This window comes from Paracidovorax anthurii (assembly GCF_003269065.1).
In the GTDB taxonomy this organism is placed as follows: Bacteria; Pseudomonadota; Gammaproteobacteria; order Burkholderiales; family Burkholderiaceae_C; genus Paracidovorax; species Paracidovorax anthurii.
In genome coordinates this window covers 213,483-234,473 of record NZ_QLTA01000003.1, presented here as the reverse complement: position 1 = coordinate 234,473, position 20,991 = coordinate 213,483, and the positions used below count along the sequence as shown (strand labels likewise).

General features: G+C 67.9%; 21 protein-coding genes. 10 read left to right on the top strand and 11 right to left on the bottom strand.

The genetic code is table 11. The features are described from left to right. The coding region (locus AX018_RS03170; protein WP_111875860.1) for an IS5 family transposase at positions 1-690 on the top strand (690 nt) is incomplete at its 5' end. Positions 691-1,365: 675 nt separating this feature from the next. On the opposite strand, the gene AX018_RS24565 is transcribed toward AX018_RS03170, so the two are convergent. The 9 genes from AX018_RS24565 to AX018_RS03130 form a co-directional block, all read right to left on the bottom strand. Next, positions 1,366-2,247, bottom strand: a complete 882-nt coding sequence (locus AX018_RS24565; protein ID WP_146749204.1) for a DUF6402 family protein — start codon at positions 2,245-2,247, stop codon at positions 1,366-1,368. Between the two features lie 190 nt (positions 2,248-2,437). Next, positions 2,438-3,499, bottom strand: coding sequence for an ABC transporter ATP-binding protein (locus tag AX018_RS03165; RefSeq protein ID WP_111875859.1), 1,062 nt, complete (start codon positions 3,497-3,499; stop codon positions 2,438-2,440). Beyond that, entirely contained in the window at positions 3,496-4,494 is a 999-nt protein-coding gene (locus AX018_RS03160) for an ABC transporter ATP-binding protein (protein ID WP_111875858.1), read from the bottom strand. Before AX018_RS03160 ends, AX018_RS03165 begins: the two co-directional genes overlap by 4 nt. A 174-nt stretch (positions 4,495-4,668) precedes the next feature. Further along, positions 4,669-5,580: an ABC transporter permease gene (locus AX018_RS03155; RefSeq protein WP_111875857.1), complete on the bottom strand. Its 912-nt coding sequence runs from the start codon at positions 5,578-5,580 to the stop codon at positions 4,669-4,671. Between the two features lie 61 nt (positions 5,581-5,641). Continuing rightward, positions 5,642-7,225 carry an ABC transporter substrate-binding protein gene (locus tag AX018_RS03150; protein ID WP_111875856.1) on the bottom strand — a complete coding sequence of 528 codons (1,584 nt, stop codon included), beginning with the start codon at positions 7,223-7,225 and terminating at the stop codon, positions 5,642-5,644. A gap of 77 nt (positions 7,226-7,302) precedes the next feature. Continuing rightward, positions 7,303-8,559: a M20 aminoacylase family protein gene (locus tag AX018_RS03145; RefSeq protein WP_111875855.1), complete on the bottom strand. Its 1,257-nt coding sequence runs from the start codon at positions 8,557-8,559 to the stop codon at positions 7,303-7,305. A 1-nt stretch (position 8,560) separates the two neighbouring features. Next, positions 8,561-9,541, bottom strand: a complete 981-nt coding sequence (locus AX018_RS03140; protein WP_111875854.1) for an ABC transporter permease — start codon at positions 9,539-9,541, stop codon at positions 8,561-8,563. A gap of 365 nt (positions 9,542-9,906) precedes the next feature. Next, positions 9,907-11,031: a porin gene (locus AX018_RS03135; protein WP_111875853.1), complete on the bottom strand. Its 1,125-nt coding sequence runs from the start codon at positions 11,029-11,031 to the stop codon at positions 9,907-9,909. A 224-nt stretch (positions 11,032-11,255) separates the two neighbouring features. Then, the gene (locus AX018_RS03130; RefSeq protein WP_111875852.1) at positions 11,256-12,305 is read right to left on the bottom strand and encodes a porin; all 1,050 of its coding nucleotides are present in this window, start codon (positions 12,303-12,305) and stop codon (positions 11,256-11,258) included. A gap of 290 nt (positions 12,306-12,595) precedes the next feature. On the opposite strand from AX018_RS03130, the gene coq7 reads away from it, so the two are divergent. Further along, positions 12,596-13,213: a 2-polyprenyl-3-methyl-6-methoxy-1,4-benzoquinone monooxygenase gene (gene coq7, locus AX018_RS03125; protein WP_111875851.1), complete on the top strand. Its 618-nt coding sequence runs from the start codon at positions 12,596-12,598 to the stop codon at positions 13,211-13,213. 36 nt (positions 13,214-13,249) lie between these two features. On the opposite strand, the gene AX018_RS03120 is transcribed toward coq7, so the two are convergent. Beyond that, positions 13,250-13,699, bottom strand: coding sequence for an OsmC family protein (locus AX018_RS03120; protein WP_111875876.1), 450 nt, complete (start codon positions 13,697-13,699; stop codon positions 13,250-13,252). A 333-nt stretch (positions 13,700-14,032) separates the two neighbouring features. On the opposite strand from AX018_RS03120, the gene ilvA reads away from it, so the two are divergent. The 3 genes from ilvA to AX018_RS03105 all read left to right on the top strand — a co-directional run bounded on the left by ilvA (position 14,033) and on the right by AX018_RS03105 (position 17,133). Continuing rightward, entirely contained in the window at positions 14,033-15,622 is a 1,590-nt protein-coding gene (ilvA, locus tag AX018_RS03115) for a threonine ammonia-lyase, biosynthetic (protein WP_111875850.1), read from the top strand. 69 nt (positions 15,623-15,691) lie between these two features. Next, positions 15,692-16,504, top strand: coding sequence for an adenosylcobinamide-GDP ribazoletransferase (locus AX018_RS03110; protein WP_111875849.1), 813 nt, complete (start codon positions 15,692-15,694; stop codon positions 16,502-16,504). Further along, positions 16,501-17,133 carry a histidine phosphatase family protein gene (locus tag AX018_RS03105; RefSeq protein ID WP_245951405.1) on the top strand — a complete coding sequence of 211 codons (633 nt, stop codon included), beginning with the start codon at positions 16,501-16,503 and terminating at the stop codon, positions 17,131-17,133. The genes AX018_RS03110 and AX018_RS03105 overlap by 4 nt, the downstream gene beginning before the upstream one ends. Before the next feature lie 83 nt (positions 17,134-17,216). Here AX018_RS03105 and AX018_RS03100 read toward each other — a convergent pair whose 3' ends face one another. Further along, the gene (locus AX018_RS03100) at positions 17,217-17,663 is read right to left on the bottom strand and encodes a general secretion pathway protein C (RefSeq protein ID WP_111875847.1); all 447 of its coding nucleotides are present in this window, start codon (positions 17,661-17,663) and stop codon (positions 17,217-17,219) included. Between the two features lie 23 nt (positions 17,664-17,686). On the opposite strand from AX018_RS03100, the gene gspG reads away from it, so the two are divergent. The 5 genes from gspG to gspK all read left to right on the top strand — a co-directional run bounded on the left by gspG (position 17,687) and on the right by gspK (position 20,969). Beyond that, complete coding sequence (gene gspG / locus AX018_RS03095) at positions 17,687-18,175, top strand: type II secretion system major pseudopilin GspG (protein WP_211322355.1); 489 nt, start codon at positions 17,687-17,689, stop codon at positions 18,173-18,175. Continuing rightward, positions 18,150-18,659 carry a pilus assembly FimT family protein gene (locus tag AX018_RS03090; protein WP_111875846.1) on the top strand — a complete coding sequence of 170 codons (510 nt, stop codon included), beginning with the start codon at positions 18,150-18,152 and terminating at the stop codon, positions 18,657-18,659. The genes gspG and AX018_RS03090 overlap by 26 nt, the downstream gene beginning before the upstream one ends. Further along, positions 18,656-19,045 (top strand): type II secretion system minor pseudopilin GspI, encoded by a 390-nt coding sequence (gene gspI, locus AX018_RS03085; RefSeq protein ID WP_111875845.1) that lies wholly within the window; start codon positions 18,656-18,658, stop codon positions 19,043-19,045. The genes AX018_RS03090 and gspI overlap by 4 nt, the downstream gene beginning before the upstream one ends. A gap of 197 nt (positions 19,046-19,242) precedes the next feature. Continuing rightward, positions 19,243-19,932 (top strand): PulJ/GspJ family protein, encoded by a 690-nt coding sequence (locus AX018_RS03080; protein WP_111875844.1) that lies wholly within the window; start codon positions 19,243-19,245, stop codon positions 19,930-19,932. Continuing rightward, complete coding sequence (gene gspK / locus AX018_RS03075; RefSeq protein WP_111875843.1) at positions 19,929-20,969, top strand: type II secretion system minor pseudopilin GspK; 1,041 nt, start codon at positions 19,929-19,931, stop codon at positions 20,967-20,969. The genes AX018_RS03080 and gspK overlap by 4 nt, the downstream gene beginning before the upstream one ends. Positions 20,970-20,991 lie beyond the last annotated feature (22 nt).

Here is a 20,991-nt window from a genome sequence, read left to right as displayed (position 1 = left end):
CAACTGCAGCGCCACGGCTACATCGCCCGGGGCGGGCAGGCCATCGATGCCACGCTGGTGCCCGCGCCCCGCCAGCACATCGGCCAGCAGGACCGGCAAACGCTGGCACAAGGCGGGCAGCCGGACTGGAGCGAAGCGCGGCGCAGGCAAAAGGACGTGGAGGCCACGCACACGAAAAAGCACGGCAAAAGCCACTTCGGCTACAAGCTGAGCGTGAGCGTGGACCTCAAGCACGGCTTCATCCGCCGCCTCGCCACGGGCACGGCCAGCGAGCACGACGGGCACCACTTCGATGAGGTGCTGGACATGCACAACACCGGGCGGGCAGTGCATGCGGACAAGGCCTACCCGAGCCGCCAAAGGCGCCAGATGCTGAAAGTGCTGGGATTCGTGGATGAGATGCAGCGCCGTGGGCAGCCGGGCAAGCCCTTGAGCGAGTGCCAGAAGAGGCGCAACCAGCGCATCGCAAAGAAGCGGGCCAAGGTGGAACATGTGTTCGCCGGTATCCGCCACCTGGGGGGCAAGTTCGTGCGCACGATCGGGCAGGCGCGTGCGACGGTGGCCATGACGATGATGGCCGCCTGCTACAACATGAAGCGCCTGGCGTCATTCCTGCAGCGGGGCGTGGATGCGTTCTTCAAGCCCGGCACTGGCAAGGCACAGGTGCGCTCGCAAACGGTGAAAGCCTGAGCCACCGGGGCGGCGAAACCCCGATGCACGGGGCGCAGACCGTCGGGGGGCACATCCTGGATTCAAAAGGGCTGGAATCTGACCGTCCGTATTCAGATTGGTGTCCCACCTGGGGTTGTGAGAGGTTCCCAACTGCATCCAGTTCCCGGCAACCATCGCATTGGCCTCTCTATCGAACCTCCAGATTCACGATAACCAGTGCGCCATACCACAAGTAGCTGCCCGAAATGGAATCGATGCATTTACACCGAGGGGCATTGCATAACTCTCAGCGATAGTCAAATGCCATGGTATGGAATCGCGATTACATATACAGCAACTTTCGGAATAGCGCTCTAAGGGGTGACACGCAATTCGACTTGCTCCGCATCCGTGCCAACAACTACAGCCCGGCAATCTGCCGACCAACGCGGCCATATTTCCGTTCCTTCCGAGAAACCGGATTTCCCGTAGACATGGCCATCCCGCCCCACCAAACGAACATAACCATCGCCATTGGAATAAAGAAAGATCTGCAGAGAATATTCACCTGCAGTACATCTATTGGTGTATTGAAGAGTTGCATCTTCGAACCATCTGGACTCGAAGATGCACACAAGAGCCACGCCACCAAGAGCGATCACAGAGCCGAGAATCAGCCATAGCCTAAGATTACGCGTCATACTTCGCAAGCACTCATGAAGCCGACAAGTCCCATACCAGGGGCTGTGCAAGCTGCATCCAATGCACATCAGAGAAGATCAGAAAATCCCCTCCGGAATGATTCTGGTCACGCCATGCTCTGAAACTCTGGTTCTCCACCATGAAGTGTCCTGCTACAGGCAGCATCCTGACTCCGTCAGAACTCCAATTTCCGAGAGGCTGATCTCCTGAAAAGTCATAGGAGTCGCGTATATAGAAACCCAAACTCCGGACACATACCCGATGGGTCGGTTGCCCCTGCTTGGCCGGCAGTGGCTGGATATCACCTTTCGCAGCCGCGTGCAATGTAAATGCGCCCAATGCGCAATAAAGATCATCCAGCGGATCCATCAGCTTTTGCAAGCCATTTTGTGCAACGGCCCGCGCATTCACATGCGAGCACTCATGCAATTGGATTACAGATTGCTCTTCTCCGAATCTTGTCGGATAGGAATTGATCTTCGAGTTCTTCTGAAGCCTTGCCAGAAGCTCTCGCTTGGAAAACTCCAGGCTCTGGGAGGTCGAACTTCCTTCGATGGCACTGCGCAATTCCACCATCTTGGCTGTGGTGCGTTCGTATTGCATGGCCCATTGCATTGAGACAATCTTTGAATCGATATAGTTCGGGCCAATTCTTCTATGATCAATATCCTGGCTTGCCCCTATTTTCCATTCGACAGGAATAATAAAAGCCGCTCCCCGAAACCATCTGCGCATCAATGCCGCACCTATCCGAAGTCCACGTCGCTCCATGACATCCGGAATCTCAACGATCTGAATATTCTTGAAACAGGCTGCCGCAGGATAACCAGAATCCAAAGCGATCGGCTTGGATAATGCACGATTTCCGGATAAAGCAAATTCACTCAGCCCCACCAGACTCCCCTTGAAATCAAAGCGAGCATGATAGCGAATTCATCGGAGAATCAAGGCATATGAAGTCGAAGTTCATCCTGATGAAATAGCCGTAAAAATTTCTTGAATCTATTAATCGACTTTATACAGCGCAAGGCGCCAGGAGGATGGTCAGGAACCGTGCCACAGCGCGGCAAAGCCACCCCATGGCTCAGGCACCTGAAGGTACGGTCGCCTCCACCGCAACCCGCGGAATGCGCCCCTCCTCGATCCCGTGGCAGGCCACGCGCGTGCCGCCGTCGTCGATGAGCCGGGGCCGCTCGGTGCGGCAGCGGTCGTTGGCATGCGGGCAGCGCGGGTTGAATGCGCAGCCCTGCGGCGGGTTGAGCGGGTTGGGCACCTCGCCCTGCACGGGGGTGCGCGCACGGCCCGTGTCGTGCATTTTCGGGATGGCGTCCAGCAGCATGCGCGTATAGGGATGGCGCGGCGCGGCGAACAGCTCGCGCTTGTCGGCCAGCTCCACCAGGCGCCCGAGGTACATCACGCCCACCTGGTCGCTCACGTGGCGCACCACGGCGAGGTTGTGGCTGATGAAGAGGTAGGTCAGGTGCCTCTCGCGCTGCAGGTCCTTCATGATGTTGAGCACCTGGGCCTGCACCGACACGTCCAGCGCCGAGGTGGGCTCGTCGCACACCAGGAACTCCGGCTCGGTGGCCAGGGCGCGCGCGATGGAGATGCGCTGGCGCTGGCCGCCCGAGAACTGGTGCGGGTACTTGGCCATGTCCTGTGGCGACAGGCCCACCGATTGCAGCAGCTCGCCCACGCGCTGGCGCAGTTGCGCCCTGGCGGTGATGAGGCCGTGCTCGCGCAGCGGCTCGCCGACGATGTCCTCCACGATCCAGCGCGGGTTCAGGCTCGCGTACGGGTCCTGGAAGATCATCTGGATGCGCCGGCGCATGGCGCGCGCGTCGCGGCCCTTGAAGGCGGCATGCGCATCCTGCCCGTCGAAGGTGAGGCCGCCGCGCGTGGGCTCGTACAGGCCCACGAGCAGGCGCGCCACGGTGCTCTTGCCGCAGCCGGATTCGCCCACCAGGGCCAATGTCTTGCCCTTCTCGATCGAGAAGCTCACGCCGTCCACCGCGTGCAGCAGCGTGCGTGGCTTGCGCTCCAGCACGCGGTTGAGCCACGGAGCGGAGACGTCGAAGGTCTTGGCGAGGTCGTGGGCCTGCACCAGCGGCGCGGCCGAAAGGGGGGTGCGTGCGGCGTCGGTCATGCCACGGCCTCCTGGATGGCGGCGGATGCGCCGGGCGTGGCTGCGTGCAGCCAGCAGGCGGCCCGGGTCGGGCCCGCGGACAGCAGCTCGGGGCGCTCCACGCGGCAGCGCTCGAAGGTGTGCAGGCAGCGCGGGTTGAAGGCGCAGCCCTGCGGGATGGCGTTCAGGCGCGGCATGGCTCCGTCGATCTGGTTGAGGCGCTCGCGGTCCTGCTCCATGTCGGGAATCGAGGCCATGAGGCCGGCCGTGTAGGGATGCGCGGGGTGGTTGATGACCTCGTGCACGGGCCCGATCTCGGCGATGCGCCCGGCATAGAGCACGGCCACGCGGTCGCAGGTCTCGGCGATCACGCCCATGTCGTGCGTGATGAGCATCACGGCCGCGCCGCGCGATTTGCAGATGTGCTTGAGCAGCTGGATGATCTGCGCCTGGATGGACACGTCCAGCGCCGTGGTGGGCTCGTCGGCCACGATGAGCTGCGGCTCGGCCGCCAGGGCCAGCGCGATCACCACGCGCTGGCGCATGCCGCCCGAGAACTGGTGCGGGTAGTGGTCCACGCGCTGCTCGGCCGCGGGGATGCCCGTGTCCTGGAGCAACTGGATCGCGCGCCGGCGCGCCTCGGCGGCGTTCACGGGCAGGTGGGTCCGGATGGTCTCGGTGAGCTGCTGGCCCACGGTGTAGAGCGGGTTCAGCGAGGTGAGCGGGTCCTGGAAGATGGCGCCGATGCGCCGGCCCCGCACGTGGCGCATCTTCTGCGACGGCAGATCGTCGATGCGCTCGCCCTCCAGCAGGATGCGGCCCGAGGCCACGCGGCCCGGCGGCTCCAGCAGGCCGATGATGGCCGCGCCCGTGAGCGACTTGCCCGCGCCCGATTCGCCCACCACGCCCAGGATCTCGCCCGGCGCGATGGAAAAGGAGATGTCGTCCAGCGCGCGCAGCGTGCCGCGGCGGCCGGGGAATTCGACGACGAGGTTCTCGACTTCAAGAAGAGGCATAGCAATCCATCCGTTGTCCGTGGCACGGGCAGTGCCCATGGAACCGGCGCGGCCCAGGCCAGCGGCCGCCGCGCAAGGGCCGCCCCGCCGCGCTGGCGGCGTCCCCCTTCCCATCGCGCAGCGATGAGAGAAGGGGTGAAGCGGCGCAGCCGCTCAGGGGGTTGAACTCCATCTCTAGCGCAGCCGGGGATTGAGCGCATCGCGCAGCCAGTCGCCCAGCAGGTTCACCGACAGCGCGATCAGCACCAGCATCACGCCGGGAAACACCGTGATCCACCATTCGCCCGAGAACAGGTAGTCGTTGCCGATGCGGATCAGCGTGCCCAGCGAAGGCGAGGTGGGCGGCGCGCCCACGCCGAGGAAGGAGAGCGTGGCCTCGGTGATGATGGCCGTGGCCACCTGGATGGTGGCCAGCACCATCACCGGCCCGAGCACGTTGGGCAGCACGTGGCGGCGCATGATGCGCAGCGGCGAGACGCCCGTCACGCGCGCGGCCTGCACGTATTCCTTGTTGCGCTCCACCAGCGTGGAGCCGCGCACCGTGCGCGCGTACTGCACCCAGCCCGTGAGCGAGATCGAGACGATGAGCACGCCGAAGGCCAGCGACTCGTGCGCGTTCGGGAACACGGCACGGCCCACGCCGGCGATCAGCAGCGCCACCAGGATGGCCGGGAAGGACAGCATCACGTCGCACAGGCGCATGAGCACGCCGTCGATCCAGCCGCCCTTGAAGCCGGCCAGCAGCCCGAGGGCCACGCCCGCGACCACCGAGAGCGCCACCGAGGCCAGCCCCACCACCAGCGAGATGCGCGCGCCGTAGATCAGCGCCGAGAGGATGTCGCGCCCCTGGTCGTCGGTGCCGAAGGGGTACTTCCAGGAGCCCCCCTCGCTCCACGCGGGCGGCAGGCGGGCGTCGCTCAGCTCCAGCGTGGTGAGGTCGAAGGGGTTGTGCGGCGCCACCCAGCCCGCGAACAGCGAGCAGAACACGCAGACCAGCGCGATCGCCGCGGCACCGATGGCCACGGGAGAGGTGCGGAAGCTGTAGCCGACATCGCTGTCGAACCATCGGATGAGCGTTTTTTTCATCGTGAGGACTTCGGGAGAAACACGGGGGCTGGCGCGGCGCAGGGTCACGCGGTCGGACAGGTCACCGCGCGATGCTCATCCACTTGAACGGCATGAAGTTGTCGGCCATCTGCACCAGCGCCACCTTGCGGGACACGCCCCAGGCCAGCGCCTGCTGGTGCAGCGGAATGTGGCCCACGTCGGCCGCGTGAAGCACAAAGGCCTCGCGGATCATCGCGTCGCGGCGGGCCTTGTCGGTCTCGGCCTGGATCTGCCGCGTGAGCTGGTCCACCTTCGGGTTGCAGTAGCCGCCCAGGTTGAACTGCCCCGCGCCCTTGTCGTCCACGCAGGCCATCAGCGCATTGAGCGCGTTGTGCGCGTCATAGGTGGAGGGCGACCAGCCCAGCATGTAGAAGCCGGTGTCGCGGCGCAGCACCTTGGGGAAATACGTGCCCTTGGTCTCGGCCTGCAGATCGACCTTGACGCCGATGCGCGCGAGGTTGGCGGCCACGGCCTGGCAGATGCGCGCGTCGTTCACGTAGCGGTCGCTGGGGCAGTTCAGGGTCACCGAGAAGCCGTCCGGATAGCCGGCCTCGGCGAGCAATTTCTTCGCGGCGCCCGCGTCGTAGGCGAGCCGCTTCATGTCGGACTGGAAGCCGTTGACGCCCGGCCCCACCAGCAGCGCGGAGGGGTTGGAGGCGCCGCGCATCACGTTCTTGCGGATGCCGTCGATGTCGATGGCTTGGTAGAACGCCTGGCGCACGCGCTTGTCCTTGAAGGGGTTGCGGCCCTTCACGCTGGATTGGAGCAGCTCGTCGCGCGCCTGGTCCATGCCCAGGAAGATGGTGCGCAGCTCGGGGCCCGTCACGGCGCGCGTGAGCGGGCTGGTGTTCACGCGCTCGATGTCCTGCACGGGCACGGGCTCCATCACGTCCACCTGCCCCGAGAGCAGCGCGGCCACGCGCGTGGCGTCGTTGCCGATGGGGGTATAGACCACCTCCTCCACGTTGCCCTCGATCTCGCCCCAGTACCGGGGATTGCGCACGAACACGGTGCGCACGCCCGGCTGGCGCTCGCGCAGGCGGAACGGCCCCGTGCCGTTGGCGCGGAAGGACGCCGCGTTCTCCACGCCCTTGCGCCGGTCCACGGGCACCGTGGCCTGGTTGGCCTCGCACCACGGGCGGCTCATGATGTAGATGCGTGTGAGCACGTCCGGCAGGATCGGGTACGGCGTCCGGGTCTCGATCTCCACCGTGTAGTCGTCGATCCTGCGCACCTCCTGGAAGTCGCTGGCGTAGGCCTTCATGTCGGAGCCCTCGGCCTGCGCGCGCGCCAGCGAGAAGACCACGTCGTCGGCCGTGAAAGGCGTGCCGTCGTGGAACAGCACGCCGCGGCGCAGCTCGAAGCGCCACACCGTGGGCGCGGTCTGCGTCCAGCGCGTGGCCAGCGCCGGCGCGAGGCTCAGGTCCTTGTTGCGGCCCACGAGCGGCTCATAGACGTTGCCGGTCACGCTGAGCTGCAGGGTTTCGTTGAGCGAGTGCGGGTCCATCGACAGCGCATCGCCCTGGTTCGCGACCCTGATGGTTTGTGCATTCGCTATTGAAAATATAGCAAACAATGCAGCAAACACGCCGACATGGAAGGCTTTTCTGCTGGAGATCGTCATGGAATGGCCTGATCGGGGTCGGTAGAGGGGTCCGGCGGGAAGGAGGAGGCGTCGGCAGCGGCGCGTGCGGGGCGGCCTCAGGCCGCGGCCGGCAGCGGCATCGCCTGCTCGATCAGGCCCGCGTGCAGCGCCGCGCCCAGCGGCAGGATCTCGTCGTTGAAGTCGTAGCGGCTGTTGTGCAGCGCGCTGTTGCCGGGGCCCGTGCCCTGGCCGATGCGCAAATAGGCCCCCGGCTTGCTCTGCAGCATGAAGGAGAAGTCCTCCGCGCCCATGCTGGGCTCCAGGTCGCGCACCACGTTCTCGGCGCCCACCAGCGACTCGGCCACGTCGCCCGCGAACTGCGCGTCGCCCTCGGTGTTGATCGTGGCCGGATAGATGCGCTCGTAGCGCACCGTGGCCGTCGCGCCGAAGCCCAGGGCCACGGCATTGCACAGCTCCTTGAGGCGCTGCTCCACCATGTCCTGCACCACGGGCGAGAACGTGCGCACGGTACCCACCAGCGTCGCCGTACCGGGCAGCACGCTGAAGGCGCCCAGGTCGCCCGCGTGCACCGCGCAGAGGCTGACCACCGCGCTGTCGAGCGGCCGCACGTTGCGCGAGACGATGCCCTGCACCGCCGTGATGATGTGCGCCGCCACCAGCACCACGTCCACCGTCTGGTAGGGATGCGCGCCATGGCCGCCGCGGCCCGCGATCTCGATCGTGATGCGGTCGGCCGAGGCCATCATGGCGCCGGAGTTGAGGCCGATGGTGCCGGGCTTCATGGCCGGCCAGTTGTGCATCGCGTAGACCGACTGCACGGGAAAGCGCTCGAACAGGCCGTCCTCGATCATCACGCGCGCGCCGCCGAAGCCCTCCTCACCGGGCTGAAAGATCAGCACCGCCGTGCCGTCGAAATTCCGCGAGGCTGCGAGGTAGCGCGCCGCGCCCACCAGCATGGCCGTGTGGCCGTCGTGCCCGCAGCCGTGCATCAGTCCCGGCTTGCAGGACTTCCAGGTGAAGTCGTTCTGCTCGGCCATGGGCAGCGCGTCCATGTCGGCACGCAGCCCGACCATGCAGCCGCTGGAGCGGCTGCGGCCGTGGATCACGGCCACGATGCCCGTGCGGCCGATGCCGTCGTGGATCTCGTCCACGCCGCAGACCTTGAGCGACTCCTTCACGCGCGAGCCGGTATAGACCTCTTCGAAGCCCAGCTCTGGGTGGGCGTGCAGGTCGCGGCGGAAGGCCGTGAGCTCGGGGTGGAACTGCGCGATCTGCGCGAAGGCCCGGCCCCCGGCCTTCAGGCGCGGCGCCTGGACGAGCGCTGCGGCGGCGGTGGCTGCTGCGGCGTTCATCTCAATGCCCTCCCGCCTTGCCCACGCGCAGGCGCGGATCGACGGCGAAATACAGCAGGTCCACCACGAGATTGATCGCCACGAAGATCAGCGCGATCAGGCACAGGTAGGCCGCCATCACGGGAATATCGGCGAAGGTCACCGCCTGGATGAAGAGCAGCCCCATGCCGGGCCACTGGAACACCGTCTCGGTGATGATCGCGAACGCGATCAGCCCGCCCAGCTGCAGCCCGGTGATGGTCATCACCGGCACCAGCGTGTTCTTGAGCGCGTGGCCGAAATGGATGGCGCGGTCCGAGAGACCGCGCGCGCGGGCGAACTTGATGTAGTCGGTGCGCAGCACCTCCAGCATCTCGGCGCGCACCAGCCGCATGATCAGCGTGAGCTGGAAGATCGCCAGCGTCACGGCCGGCAGCGTGATGTGGTGCCAGCCCTTGGCGGAGAGCAGCCCGGTGCTCCACCAGCCCAGCTGCATGACCGGGCCGCGCCCGAAGCTCGGGAACCAGCCCAGATACACCGCGAACACCAGGATCAGCAGGATGCCGATCAGGAACGTGGGCAGCGACACGCCCAGCAGCGACAGCGTCATGAACAACTGGCTGCTGAACGTGCCGCGCCGCAGCGCCGCATACACGCCCATCGGCACGCCGACCAGCAGGGCCAGCGCGGCGGCCACCAGGGCCAGCTCCAGCGTGGCGGGAAAACGCTCCGCGATCAGGCGCGACACCTTGGCGCCCTGGCGTAGGCTCAGGCCGAACTCGCCCTGCGCCGCATTCACGAGAAAGTGCCAGAACTGCACGATGAAAGGCTTGTCCAGCCCCAGCGAGGCCCGCATGTCGCGGATCTGCTCGGGCGTTGCGTCCTGCCCCAGCAGGAAGGTGACGGGATCGCCCACATACTGGAACAGCATGAAGGAGATGAAAGCCACCGCGACCATGACGATCACGGCCTGGATGAGGCGTCTCAGAATGAAGGCAAGCATCGGAGGTGCGGCAGAGAATCGGGCATGCTAGCAGGGCGCATCCCGGGGCATGCAATACCCGGGCCATCATGGAGCGTGAATGCATATACGGGAATCGGATAAGACGCCAATCCCACTGTGCGGGAAATCCCATCGGGCCTTCGCAATGCAAAAACCCCGCGCACCGCATGGCGCCAGGATGGGGCGGCCAGTGCCCCGTGCGTGCGCCGGCGCGGGCTGAATGCCGGTGCACCGCCCCAGGCCCCACCGATCGTCGGTGCCTGCCCACCCTCGGTGCGGGCGCACGGCCTGGGGGCTGGCCGGCTTGTTCCATCCACCGGCCCGGAGAAGAACGCCGCCACCGGCGAGCGCCGGTGGCAGGAGGCTCAGAAACGATGCCGCAGGCCGATGGTGTAGCCCGTGCGGCTCTTGGCCCCGTTGGGCTGGCCCGCGAAATTGTTCAGGCTCACCTGATCGCCCTTGAGCTTGGTGTGGTCCAGCTCGATGTAGGCATCGGTGCGCTTGGAGAAGGCGTAATCGAGGGCCATGGTGAAGAAGTCGGCCTTGCCCTCCGAGGTGGCGGCGGCCCCCTTCTGCTCCGCGCGGAAATAGTGCGCGCCGAGGTTGATCTGCGGCGTGATCTGGTAGCCCACGCCCACCTTGTAGATGGTGCGCTTGTTGGCCGCGGTGAAGGCCGGGCCGCCGAAGCCGCCATTGATACCGCCCTGCCACATGGCCGCGAGCACGGCACGGTCCACGGCGGTCAGGCCGTCATCCACCTTGTTCTGGCCGTAGCCGGCATTGAAATACCAGTCGCCCATGCGGTAGGAGCCGCCCACGGTCCAGGCATCGATCTTCTTGCCGGACGCGAACTCGTAGTTCTGGTAGCCCAGCCCGGCAGCCAGGCCACCCGCCGCGTAGCGCACGTAGCCGCCGGCCGTCTTGCCACCCGTCGGGCTTTTCTCATCGAACGAATACTGCAGCCCCCCACGCCACGGCCCCACCTCGGCCATGTACTTGATCATGTTGTCGGCGCGGGCGCCCAGGGCGAAACCGATCTCGGGCTTGTACACGTCCATGTACGGCGAATACGGATACGACGCATAGGTACTCGTCACCAGGTCGAAAAGAATGTTGTATTGCCGACCCAGCGTCACGCGCCCGAAGCCGCCCTGCAGCCCCACCCAGGACTGCTGGAAGTACGGCGTGGCGGGGGTTCCCGTATCCGCGCCAAAGCGGTTCTCCAGATTCACGAGGGCCCGCATGCCCCCTCCGAGGTCTTCGTTCACGTTGATGCCCCAGCGACTCTGGGACATGCCGCCACCCACCATCTGGTTCAGCGAAGCATTCGGATTGCCGGCCGGCCCCTCGTTGTTGGTATGGCGATAGGCCACGTCCACGATGCCGTAGAGCTGCAGGCTGCTGGCGCCTGCGGTCTGCGCAAAAACAAGGGGGGATACGGTGGCCACTGCTGCACAGGCAATGGTTCTTCTCACAAACGAAGTACGCATGTGTTGTCTCTTTCTGCCGTATGAATAAAGGGAAATTTCATTGTAGAAACGCCTTTTTTCATGGGCCAGCCCATGCGGCGGCTCATTCACAGTCGTTTTCCCTAACCTTTGTTACATAGGTGACAGCACACGCCCGCAGCGGCGGCACACAACAAAAAAGCCGCTGACCCGAAGGCCAGCGGCTTGATTTCTTCTGAAAAGCTGACGGTTACGTCAGCCCGTCATTAGAAGGAGTGGCGGATACCGACTTGGTAGCCGTTCACGTTGTTGCCCAGACCCACGGCAGCGCCGGTCAGGCCGTTCGTGCCGGTGGTACCGTTGCCCAGGATGCGGTTGGCGCCGTTCTTGTTGTCCAGACGGGCGTACGTGCCGTACACGGCGGTGCGCTTGGACAGGTCATACACGTAACCCACAGCGAAAACGCTGGAGTCGTTGTTCGTGTTCTTGTTGTTGACGTTGAAGTAGGCAGCCTTGACCGAGCCAGGACCCACGGGAGCCGTCAGGCCAACCAGGTACGTGTTGTACTTGGTCTGCACAGCAGCGTTGTCCTTCTCGGAGTGCCAGATGGCCACGGGCTTCACAACGCCCAGGTCGTACGAACCGGCGATGGAGTAGGTGGTCACGTCTTGGGCAGCCGTAGCGCCGCGCAGCTTGTCGGCAGCCAGGGTCACGCTCAGGGGACCGTTTTCGTAGCCACCGGCCAGGCCCAGGTAGTTGCCAGCCTTGTCGTAGGCAGCGTTGGAAGGCGTTTCGCCGAAGGCGTAGTGCACCACGCCGAAGAAGCCACCCAGGTTGCCAGGGGTACGGTAGCTCACGCCGTTACCGATACGGGAGGGGGAGCCCAGCACGCCGAAGCCGAAGAAGTTGGCCACGCCCACCTGACCGAACGGGTCATAGGAGCTGGGCTTGTCGTAGCCAGCGGTCAGTTCGCGGCCCAGACGCAGTTCACCGAAGTTGCCCATCAGGCTGACCGTGGCGCGACGCTTGAATTCGAAGCCGGGGCCTGCTGCACCGCCACCAGCGCCGGTGCCGGTGTCGTTCTGGATTGCGCCTTCGAGCCAGAAGCCAGCCTTCAGACCACCACCGAGGTCTTCAACGCCACGGAAACCCAGGCGGCTCGTTGCATTGCCGCTGTTGAAAACGCCGGTCACGGACGAGTCGCCAGCGATGCGGCCCACGCCTGCATCGACGATACCGAACATCGTGACGGAAGATTGAGCCATTGCAGCGCCGGAAGCAGCCAGCACAGCCAGGGCAATCAGAGATTTTTTCATTGCGAGTTACTCCAAGGTTAAACGAGGGCGCCGGTTCGGGGGGCTGGTACGCACAGGCGCAGTCCGCCAACCCCGGGCCAACCTCCTGGTGGGGAAGTTGCCCTTATTGCAACAGAGCCCGTTCCGTTTCGCAAAGGAATTCCCGCACAATCGCCGTGAAAGGGCCAATCCGTTGCGGTATCGCAACATCGCCCATAGTGTCTCGGAACTGAAATATGGCAAGACAGTAATGAGCTTCTTGCTATGCTTTTCGAAGCAGAATTTTTTTCGAACCATCGAAACCCAACGCCATGGACCACATCCTGATAGCCGCCGATAACGCATTGCGCACGCTCTTTGCCAAGCCCAGGGCCGCCCAGGCATCCCCCGCGAAAGGCATTCCGGAAGGCGACCTGTCGCCTGCGCAGCGGCGCGAGGCCGGCGCGCTCATGCGGGTCAATCACGTGGGCGAGGTCTGCGCGCAGGCGCTCTACATCGGGCAAGCCGCCGTCACGCGGGACCCGGCGCTTCGCGCGCACCTGATGGAAGCCGCCCGCGAGGAGACGGACCATCTCGCCTGGACCGCGGAGCGGCTGGAAGCCCTGGGCAGCCGCCCCAGTCTGCTCAATCCCCTGTGGTTCGCCGGCGCGTTCGCCATCGGCTGGACCGCGGCGCGGGTCAGCGACAAGGCCAGCCTGGGGTTCGTGGTCGAGACGGAGAAGCAGGTGTCTAGGCACCTCCAGGGGCATCTGAAACGGCTCCCTCCCGAGGATGCGGCATCCCGCGCCGTCGTGGCCCGCATGCAGACCGACGAAGAGCGCCACGCCGAGGCGGCCCTCGCCGCAGGCGCGGCCATCCTGCCCAAACCCGCGCGCGCCCTGATGTCCGTGGCCGCCCGGGCGATGACGGCAACGGCCCACTATATATAGAGCCCCCGGGCGTCCCGCCCCAGGAATCCGCCGCCCTCAGGCTTCCACGATGTCGAAGCCGGTGGTGATCTCTGCGGTCTTGCCCAACATGATGCTGGCGGAGCAGTACTTCTCGTGGCTCATGGCGATGGCACGCTCCACGGCCGCCGGGGTGAGCGCCTTGCCGGTCACTGTGAATTGCATGTGGATGCGCGTGAACACCTTGGGATCGGTGGCCGCGCGCTCCGACGTGAGCTTCACGCTGCAGCCGCGCACGTCGTGCCGGCCCCGCTTCAGGATGAGCACGACGTCGTAGGCCGTGCAGCCGCCGGTGCCCGCCAGCACGGTTTCCATGGGCCGCGGCGCGAGGTTCTGTCCTCCGTTGGCCGGGTTCGCGGCATCCGGCGCACCGTCCATCGCGAGCACGTGGCCGCTGCCGGTTTCCGCGATGAATCCCATGCCGGAGCGCGCGCCCGAGGCACCGGTCCAGGTGACTGTGCATTCCATGTTGTTTTTTCCCATCAAATGAACGGCAGCAGGGTTTTCCTGCTCGCCAATCTGCAATTTTGCTGCATCGCAGCATCGATTGCGCTACACTTCAAACCATGCGTTGCCCGCAAGGGTGAATGGCAAAGCCCCAAGGCCCCGCCCAACGCGCTGATTGTCTCCTCCATCTCCTCAAAGGATGGATTCGGCCCCGGGTCTCACGATCCGGGGCCGTTTTTTTTGTGCCGGCCCCAGTCTGCGCACCGCGCGGGCCCGGGCCTATGATGGCGGCCCGCCGCCGCTGCGGCGACCAGGCAGCATTCGGGCGGGCAGCCTCCTGCGCCCGCGGACCCCATGACGAAGACCACCCAGCCCTCCCCCGCCCTCACCCCCGCCGATTACCTCAAGAAGATCCTCACGGCGCGCGTCTACGACGTGGCCGTCGAGTCCGCGCTGGAGCCCGCGCGCGCGCTGAGCCGCCGGCTGCACAACACGGTGCTGCTCAAGCGCGAGGACCAGCAGCCGGTGTTCAGCTTCAAGCTGCGCGGCGCCTACAACAAGATGGCGCACCTCACCCCCGAGCAATTGCAGCGCGGGGTGATCTGCGCCTCGGCCGGCAACCATGCCCAGGGCGTGGCGATGAGCGCCAAGCGCATGGGCGCGCGCGCGGTGGTCGTGATGCCGACGACCACGCCGCAGCTCAAGGTGGATGCGGTGAAGACGTTGGGCGGCGAGGTGGTGCTGCACGGCGACAGCTATTCCGACGCCTACGAGCACGCGGCCCGGCTGCAGCACGAGGAAGGCCTGACCTTCGTGCACCCCTTCGACGACCCGGACGTGATCGCCGGCCAGGGCACGATCGCCATGGAGATCCTGCGCCAATTGCAAAGCCTGGGCAGCAACCGCCTGGATGCCGTGTTCGTCGCCATCGGCGGCGGCGGGCTGGTGAGCGGCGTGGCCAACTACATCAAGGCGGTGCGGCCGGAGATCCGCATCGTCGGCGTGCAGATGAACGATTCCGACGCGATGATGCAGTCGGTGGCGTCGGGCGGGCGCGTGGCCCTCGCGGACGTGGGCCTCTTTTCCGACGGCACGGCCGTGAAGCTGGTGGGCGAGGAAACCTTCCGCGTCGCGAGCGGCCTGGTGGACGAGTTCATCACCGTGGACACCGACGCCGTGTGCGCGGCGATCAAGGACATCTTCGTGGACACGCGCAGCATCGTGGAGCCCGCGGGCGCGCTGGCCGTGGCGGCGATCAAGCAGTACGTGGCCGCGCGCAAGACCCGGGGCGAGACCTACGCCGCCATCCTCTGCGGCGCCAACATGAACTTCGACCGCCTGCGCTTCGTGGCCGAGCGCGCCGAGGTGGGCGAGGAGCGCGAGGCCCTGCTGGCCGTGACCATCCCCGAAGAGCGCGGCAGCTTCCGGCGCTTCTGCGAGGCGGTGGGCCAGTTGCCGGGCGGCCCGCGCAACGTGACCGAGTTCAACTACCGCATCAGCGATGCCGCGCGCGCCCACGTGTTCGTCGGCCTCGCCACGCACGGCAAGGGCGAGTCGGAGAAGATCGCGCGCAACCTGCAGCGCCACGGCTTCGAGGCGCTGGACCTCACGCACGACGAACTCGCCAAGGAGCACCTGCGCCACCTCGTGGGCGGCCGCTCGGGGCTCGCGCAGGACGAGCGCCTGCTGCGCTTCGTCTTCCCGGAGCGGCCCGGCGCGCTCTTCAAGTTCCTGAGCCTGATGCAGCCGAGCTGGAACATCAGCCTCTTCCACTACCGCAACCAGGGCGCGGACTACGGCCGCATCCTCGTGGGCATCCAGGTGCCGGCGAGCGATGCCGCCGCGTTCGACGCCTTCCTGCAGACGCTGGGCTACCCCTACGTGGAGGAAACCCGGAACCCCGCCTACCAACTATTCCTGCAGGCCCCCGCGGCCCGTTCCTGAGATTTTGGGGGTCTTTCAGGCTCCATGTCGCCGTATTTGCTACGGATATTGCTACATAAACAATAGCAAATGCAAGCCCTTCGGCATTTCCTGCTGGCCGTGCAGTTCTTCACGCGGATTCCGGTCACGGGCCGGCTGGCCGCGTGGGTGGGCTACAGCCCGGCGATGCTGCGGGCCAGCGCGGCGCATTTTCCGGGCGTGGGCTGGATCGTGGCGGCCGGGGCGGTGGCCGTGTACGCGGCGCTGCACGGGGCGCTGGGTGCGCAGCCGTTCGCGGCGCTGGTGTGCGCGGCCCTGAGCACCGTGGCCACGGTGCTGCTGACGGGCGGATTCCACGAGGACGGCCTCGCCGACGTGGCGGACGGCCTGGGCGGCAGCGCGCAACGCGACCGGGCGCTGGAGATCATGAAGGATTCGCGCATCGGGGCCTTCGGTGCCATGGCGCTGTCGCTGGCGCTTGCCAGCAAGCTGGCGCTGCTGGCGCTGCTGGGCAGCCAGGGGCCGGGCGTGGCGCTGTGCGCGCTGGCGGGCGCGCACGTGGCCTCGCGCTTCTGGCCGCTGCTGCTGGTGCGCACGCTGCCCCACGCGGGCGATGCCGCCACCTCGAAAAGCAAGCCGCTGGCCGACCGCATCTCGGGCCCGGCGCTCACCGTGGCCGGGGCCTGGACCGCGCCCGCGCTCATGCTGGTGGGCGGGGTGCTGGGCACCGCCGTGCTGGCCGCGAGCCTCTTGGCCGGCGCGGTCGCGGCGGGCGTGATGCGCGCATGGTTCGCGCGGCGCCTGCAGGGGTTCACCGGCGACTGCCTGGGCGCCACGCAACAGGTGTGCGAGATCGCCTTCTACCTGGGCACGGCCGTGGCCCTGGGCCCGGCGCTGCGGTGACGGAAACCCGCCCCCAGCCTTCCCACCCACCGGCGCGGCTCTGGCTGGCGCGACACGCGGCGCCCCGCGTGGCCCCGGGCCTGTGCTACGGGGCGCTGGACGTGCCCGCCGATGCGCGGGCCACCGCCGAGGCCGCGCGCCGGCTGGCGGCGACGCTGCCCGCCGCGGTGGCCGCCATCCGGCACTCGCCGCTGCGAAGGTGCGAGCAGCTCGCCCGGCTGCTGCACCGGCATCGGCCGGACTGGCGCCCGGCGCCCGATCCCCGGCTGGCCGAGATGGACTTCGGCCACTGGGAGGGCCAGGCCTGGAACGCCATCGCGCGCGCCGAGATCGATGCCTGGACGGCCGACTTCGCCGGCCACGCCCCCGGCGGCGGCGAAAGCCTGACCCGCATGATGGCCCGTGTGGACGCGGCACTGGCCGACGCGCGCCGCGCGGCCTCGGCGGCCCGGGCGCGGGAGGGCGTGGCGGATGTGGTCTGGATCACCCACGCCGGCGTGGCGCGGTGCGTGCGCTGGCGCCTGGAGCACCCCGAGCGGCTGCCGTGCGCCGGCGAATGGCCATCGCAGGCGCCGGGTTGCGGCGAATGGCACTGCGTGGAACTGCCAACCGATGCTCCGCCGGGCTGACGCGCCAAGGCCCGGCGAAGGCCCCGCGCGGCGCCGATTTCAGGTCTTCGGCGGGGTATGTCACAGGCTGTTACGCCGGTTGCTCAGCCTCCTTTTTCCGGCACTTCGAGGGTGACGGTGGTCTCTCCGCCCGGCGTGGACCCCAGGCGCACCTGCTTGCGGCCGAGGGCCTGCACCACGAGGCCATCGGCCACGGTGGCGCCCAGGCGGAACGGACGGGCGGGCTGGTTGTCTACCGCGATGAGCGCCGCGCCGCCGCCGCTCGCGGTGCCCGCCAGCACGCCCTCCAGCGCGAAGCGGCTGGGCTCGCGCGCGGCGGGCGCGCTGGGCGCCGCCGGCCCGGCGCCGAGCAGGCGCGCCAGGGCGAGCGCATCGGGTTGGGGCGGCGCGGGAGCGGCCACCGGCGCAGCGAGCGGCGCGGGCCGCACCGAGAGCTTCAGGCCCCAATAGACGACGCTGGCGCCCGCCAGCGCCCAGAGCACGAGCGTGCCCAGCCGAACGCCCCAGGGGCCGGATATGTTTGTCACCATTGCACGATTATCATTGACCGGATATGCCCCAGACCCTCCCGAAGAACGCGATCTCCCGCAACGCCCACGCCTTCGCGCGGCACGCACGCAACGCCCGCCGCCGGATCGCGCGCGGCTTCACGCTGATCGAGTTGATGGTGGTGCTCGTCATCATCGGCGTGCTGGCCGCGCTGATCGTGCCGAACGTGCTCGACCGCGCCGACGACGCGCGCGTGACGGCCGCCCGCACCGACATCACCAACATCGTCCAGGCCCTGAAGCTCTACCGCCTGGACAACCAGCGCTACCCCACGGCCGAGCAGGGCCTGCAGGCCCTCATCGTGCGGCCATCGAACAGCCCCGTGCCGAACAACTGGCGCCCCTATCTCGAAAAGCTGCCCAACGATCCGTGGGGCCGGCCCTACCAGTACCTGAGCCCCGGCATCAAGGGCGAGGTGGACGTCATGTCCTTCGGTGCCGACGGCCAGTCGGGCGGCGAGGGCAAGGATGCCGACATCGGCAGCTGGCAATAAGCACGTGCCCATGACCTCCAGGGGGCCGCGCCGCGGCCCTTGCGGAGCAGGGTGCGTGCCGCGGCGCGCCGCCCGGGGCTTCACCCTGCTCGAACTGCTGGTGGTGATCTCCATCATCGCGCTCGCCACGGCAGGCGTGGCCTTCGCGATGCGCGACGACGGCCAGGCCACCCTGCAGCGCGAGGGCGAGCGGCTGGCCGCGCTGCTGGAGGCCGGCCGCGCGCAGTCGCGCGCGTCGGGCGCACCCGTGCGCTGGCGCGCGGCGGGCGGCGCCTTCCGCTTCGAAGGGCTGGCCGGCAACCCCGCGCCCGGGGCCTGGCTGGACGCCTCGACCTACGTGCGCGGCCAGGCGCTGCTGCAGCTCGGGCCGGAGCCGCTGATCCCGCCGCAGCAGGTGGTGCTGGCGAGCCAGGCCCATCCAGGCCGCGCGGTCCGCGTGGCGACCGACGGGCTGCGGCCCTTTTTCGTGGAGGCGCTGCCGTGAGCGCGCCGCGCCGCGCCGCGCCGGCCGGCCGCGCAGGCCACGCCGGCTTCACGCTCGTGGAGGTGCTGGTGGCGCTGGCCATCGTGGCCATCGCGCTCATGGCCGGCACGCAGGCCACCTCCGCCCTCACGCGCAACGCGGCGCGGCAGGCCGACGTGCTGCTCGCGCACGTCTGCGCCGAGAACGAGCTCGTGAAGGTGCGCCTGTCGCGGCAGATGCCCTCCATCGGCGACAGCACGGTGCCCTGCGAGCAGGCCGGGCTGCGCTACGACGTGGCGGTGGCCGTGCGGCCCACGCCCAATCCGCAGTTCCGCCGGGTGGACGCGCAGGTCTTCGACGGCACCGGCCCCGTGCTGCGGCTCTCCACCATCGTGGGACGGTACTGATGGCCCCCCTGAGTCGCCTTCGGCGCCTTCCCCCCGAGGGGGACGACGCCAGTGGCCGGGCCAAGCCCGTTCCACGGCGTCTGCTGGCCTGGCCTGCTCCGCGGCCTTCCGACGGGAAGCGCGGCGCCGGGTCCAAGCGCTGTGGACTGTGCGTTGCCCCCCCGACCCCTGGCACATCGAGGGCGTGCCGCGCCCAGATGCCGGTTCAGCGCCGCGCCGCAGGCTTCACCCTCGTGGAGCTGCTGGTGGCGATCGCCGTGATGGCCCTGCTGGCCTTGATGAGCTGGCGCGGCATCGACGGCATGGTGCTCGCGCAGGAGCAGACGAACGAGCGCGCCGACGAGTTGCTGGTGCTGCAGGCCGCGCTCACGCAGTGGAGCGCCGACCTGGATGCGTTGCAGGCCATCGACCAGACCGAGCCCATCGCATGGGACGGCCAGGTGCTGCGCCTCACGCGCCGGGGCAGCGCCACGCCCGACGAGGGGGCCTACGTGGTCGCCTGGGCGCGGCGCGCGGTGAACGGCACCGACCACTGGCTGCGCTGGCAATCGCCCCCGGTGCGCACGCGCGGCGAATGGCGCAACGCCTGGCAGCGCGCGGCGCTCTGGGCCCGCTCGGGCGGCGCCGGCAGCGCGGGCGGGGAGCGCGGCGAGACCGCCCTCATGCCGCTGCAGGACTGGCGGCTGTTCTATTACCGCGACGGGGCCTGGTACAACGGCCTGTCGAGCAGCGCCACCAACACGGCGGCGCAGACCATCGGCCCCACCGCCCCGACCAACATTCCCGACGGCGTGCGGCTGCAGATCGTGCTGCCGCCGGGCCGGGCGCTCGCGGGCACCATCACGCAGGACTGGGTCAACCCCACCAACGGCGGAGGCAAGTCATGACGCGCCGCGCCGCACGGCATCCCGGCCCCCGCGCGCGTGGCGCGGCGCTGCTGGCCGCCATGCTCACCGTGACCCTCGTGGCCACGTTCGCGGCGGCGGCCATGTGGCGGCAGTGGCGCGCGATCGAGGTGGAGACCGCCGAGCGCGCGCGCGTGCAGTCGGCCTGGCTGCTGGCGGGCGCGCTCGACTGGTCGCGGCTCATCCTGCGCGAGGACCTGCTCGCGCGCAACGGCGACGGCACCGACCACCTCGCCGAACCCTGGGCCGTGCCGCTGGAGGAAGCGCGCCTGTCCACCTTCCTCGCGGCGGAGCAGGGTGCCGCGGCCGTGCAGGATGCCAGCACCGACACGGCCAACGCCTTCCTGTCGGGCCAGATCATCGACCTGCAGTCGCGGCTCAACGTGTACAACCTCGTGGACAACGGCGCGGTGTCGGCCACCGCGCTGCGCCAGTTCACCCGCCTCTTCGAGGCGCTGGGCCTGCCGCAGCAGGAGCTGGGCCAGCTCGCGAACGGGATGCAGAAGGCCCTCGCGCAGAGCAGCGCCTCCGGCACGGGGACATCGGGCACCGGCACCTCCGGCACGTCGTCCAGCGACCCGTCCAGCGTGCCGCTGATGCCCCGCAGCTTCTCGCAGCTCACCTGGATGGGCCTCTCGCCCGCCACCATCGCGGCGCTGGAGCCCTACGCCACGCTGCTGCCCCGGCGCACGAGCGTCAACCTCAACACCGCGAGCGCGCAGGTGCTGCAGGCCAGCATCGAGGGCCTGGACCTGGCGGGCGCGCAGCGGCTCGTGCAGGCGCGGGAATCGCGCCACTTCAAGACCGCCGACGACGCCAGCAAGCAGCTCGGCGGCACGCTCCAGATCGATACCGGCACCCACACGATTGCGTCCGCCTACTACGAGGTGCGCGGCCGCCTGCGCATGGGCAGCACCGTCGTGGAAGAGCGCTCCCTGGTCTACAAGGCCGGCAGCACCGCGCGCACGCTGTGGCGCGAGCGCGGCGCGTTCGTGAGGAGCACCGCCGCCACCCGCTGACCGCTGCGGCGGCCCGCGCGGC

What these genes read in the sequence shown, in the direction of transcription:
- AX018_RS03165 (WP_111875859.1), bottom strand. Translation starts at nt 3,499, where the DNA reads ATGACCGACGCCGCACGCACCCCCCTTTCGGCCGCGCCGCTGGTGCAG.
- AX018_RS03160 (WP_111875858.1), bottom strand. Translation starts at nt 4,494, where the DNA reads ATGCCTCTTCTTGAAGTCGAGAACCTCGTCGTCGAATTCCCCGGCCGC.
- AX018_RS03155 (WP_111875857.1), bottom strand. Translation starts at nt 5,580, where the DNA reads ATGAAAAAAACGCTCATCCGATGGTTCGACAGCGATGTCGGCTACAGC.
- AX018_RS03150 (WP_111875856.1), bottom strand. Translation starts at nt 7,225, where the DNA reads ATGACGATCTCCAGCAGAAAAGCCTTCCATGTCGGCGTGTTTGCTGCA.
- AX018_RS03145 (WP_111875855.1), bottom strand. Translation starts at nt 8,559, where the DNA reads ATGAACGCCGCAGCAGCCACCGCCGCCGCAGCGCTCGTCCAGGCGCCG.
- AX018_RS03140 (WP_111875854.1), bottom strand. Translation starts at nt 9,541, where the DNA reads ATGCTTGCCTTCATTCTGAGACGCCTCATCCAGGCCGTGATCGTCATG.
- AX018_RS03135 (WP_111875853.1), bottom strand. Translation starts at nt 11,031, where the DNA reads ATGCGTACTTCGTTTGTGAGAAGAACCATTGCCTGTGCAGCAGTGGCC.
- AX018_RS03130 (WP_111875852.1), bottom strand. Translation starts at nt 12,305, where the DNA reads ATGAAAAAATCTCTGATTGCCCTGGCTGTGCTGGCTGCTTCCGGCGCT.
- coq7 (WP_111875851.1), top strand. Translation starts at nt 12,596, where the DNA reads ATGGACCACATCCTGATAGCCGCCGATAACGCATTGCGCACGCTCTTT.
- AX018_RS03120 (WP_111875876.1), bottom strand. Translation starts at nt 13,699, where the DNA reads ATGGAATGCACAGTCACCTGGACCGGTGCCTCGGGCGCGCGCTCCGGC.
- ilvA (WP_111875850.1), top strand. Translation starts at nt 14,033, where the DNA reads ATGACGAAGACCACCCAGCCCTCCCCCGCCCTCACCCCCGCCGATTAC.
- AX018_RS03110 (WP_111875849.1), top strand. Translation starts at nt 15,692, where the DNA reads ATGCAAGCCCTTCGGCATTTCCTGCTGGCCGTGCAGTTCTTCACGCGG.
- AX018_RS03100 (WP_111875847.1), bottom strand. Translation starts at nt 17,663, where the DNA reads ATGGTGACAAACATATCCGGCCCCTGGGGCGTTCGGCTGGGCACGCTC.
- gspG (WP_211322355.1), top strand. Translation starts at nt 17,687, where the DNA reads ATGCCCCAGACCCTCCCGAAGAACGCGATCTCCCGCAACGCCCACGCC.
- AX018_RS03090 (WP_111875846.1), top strand. Translation starts at nt 18,150, where the DNA reads ATGCCGACATCGGCAGCTGGCAATAAGCACGTGCCCATGACCTCCAGG.
- AX018_RS03080 (WP_111875844.1), top strand. Translation starts at nt 19,243, where the DNA reads ATGCCGGTTCAGCGCCGCGCCGCAGGCTTCACCCTCGTGGAGCTGCTG.
- gspK (WP_111875843.1), top strand. Translation starts at nt 19,929, where the DNA reads ATGACGCGCCGCGCCGCACGGCATCCCGGCCCCCGCGCGCGTGGCGCG.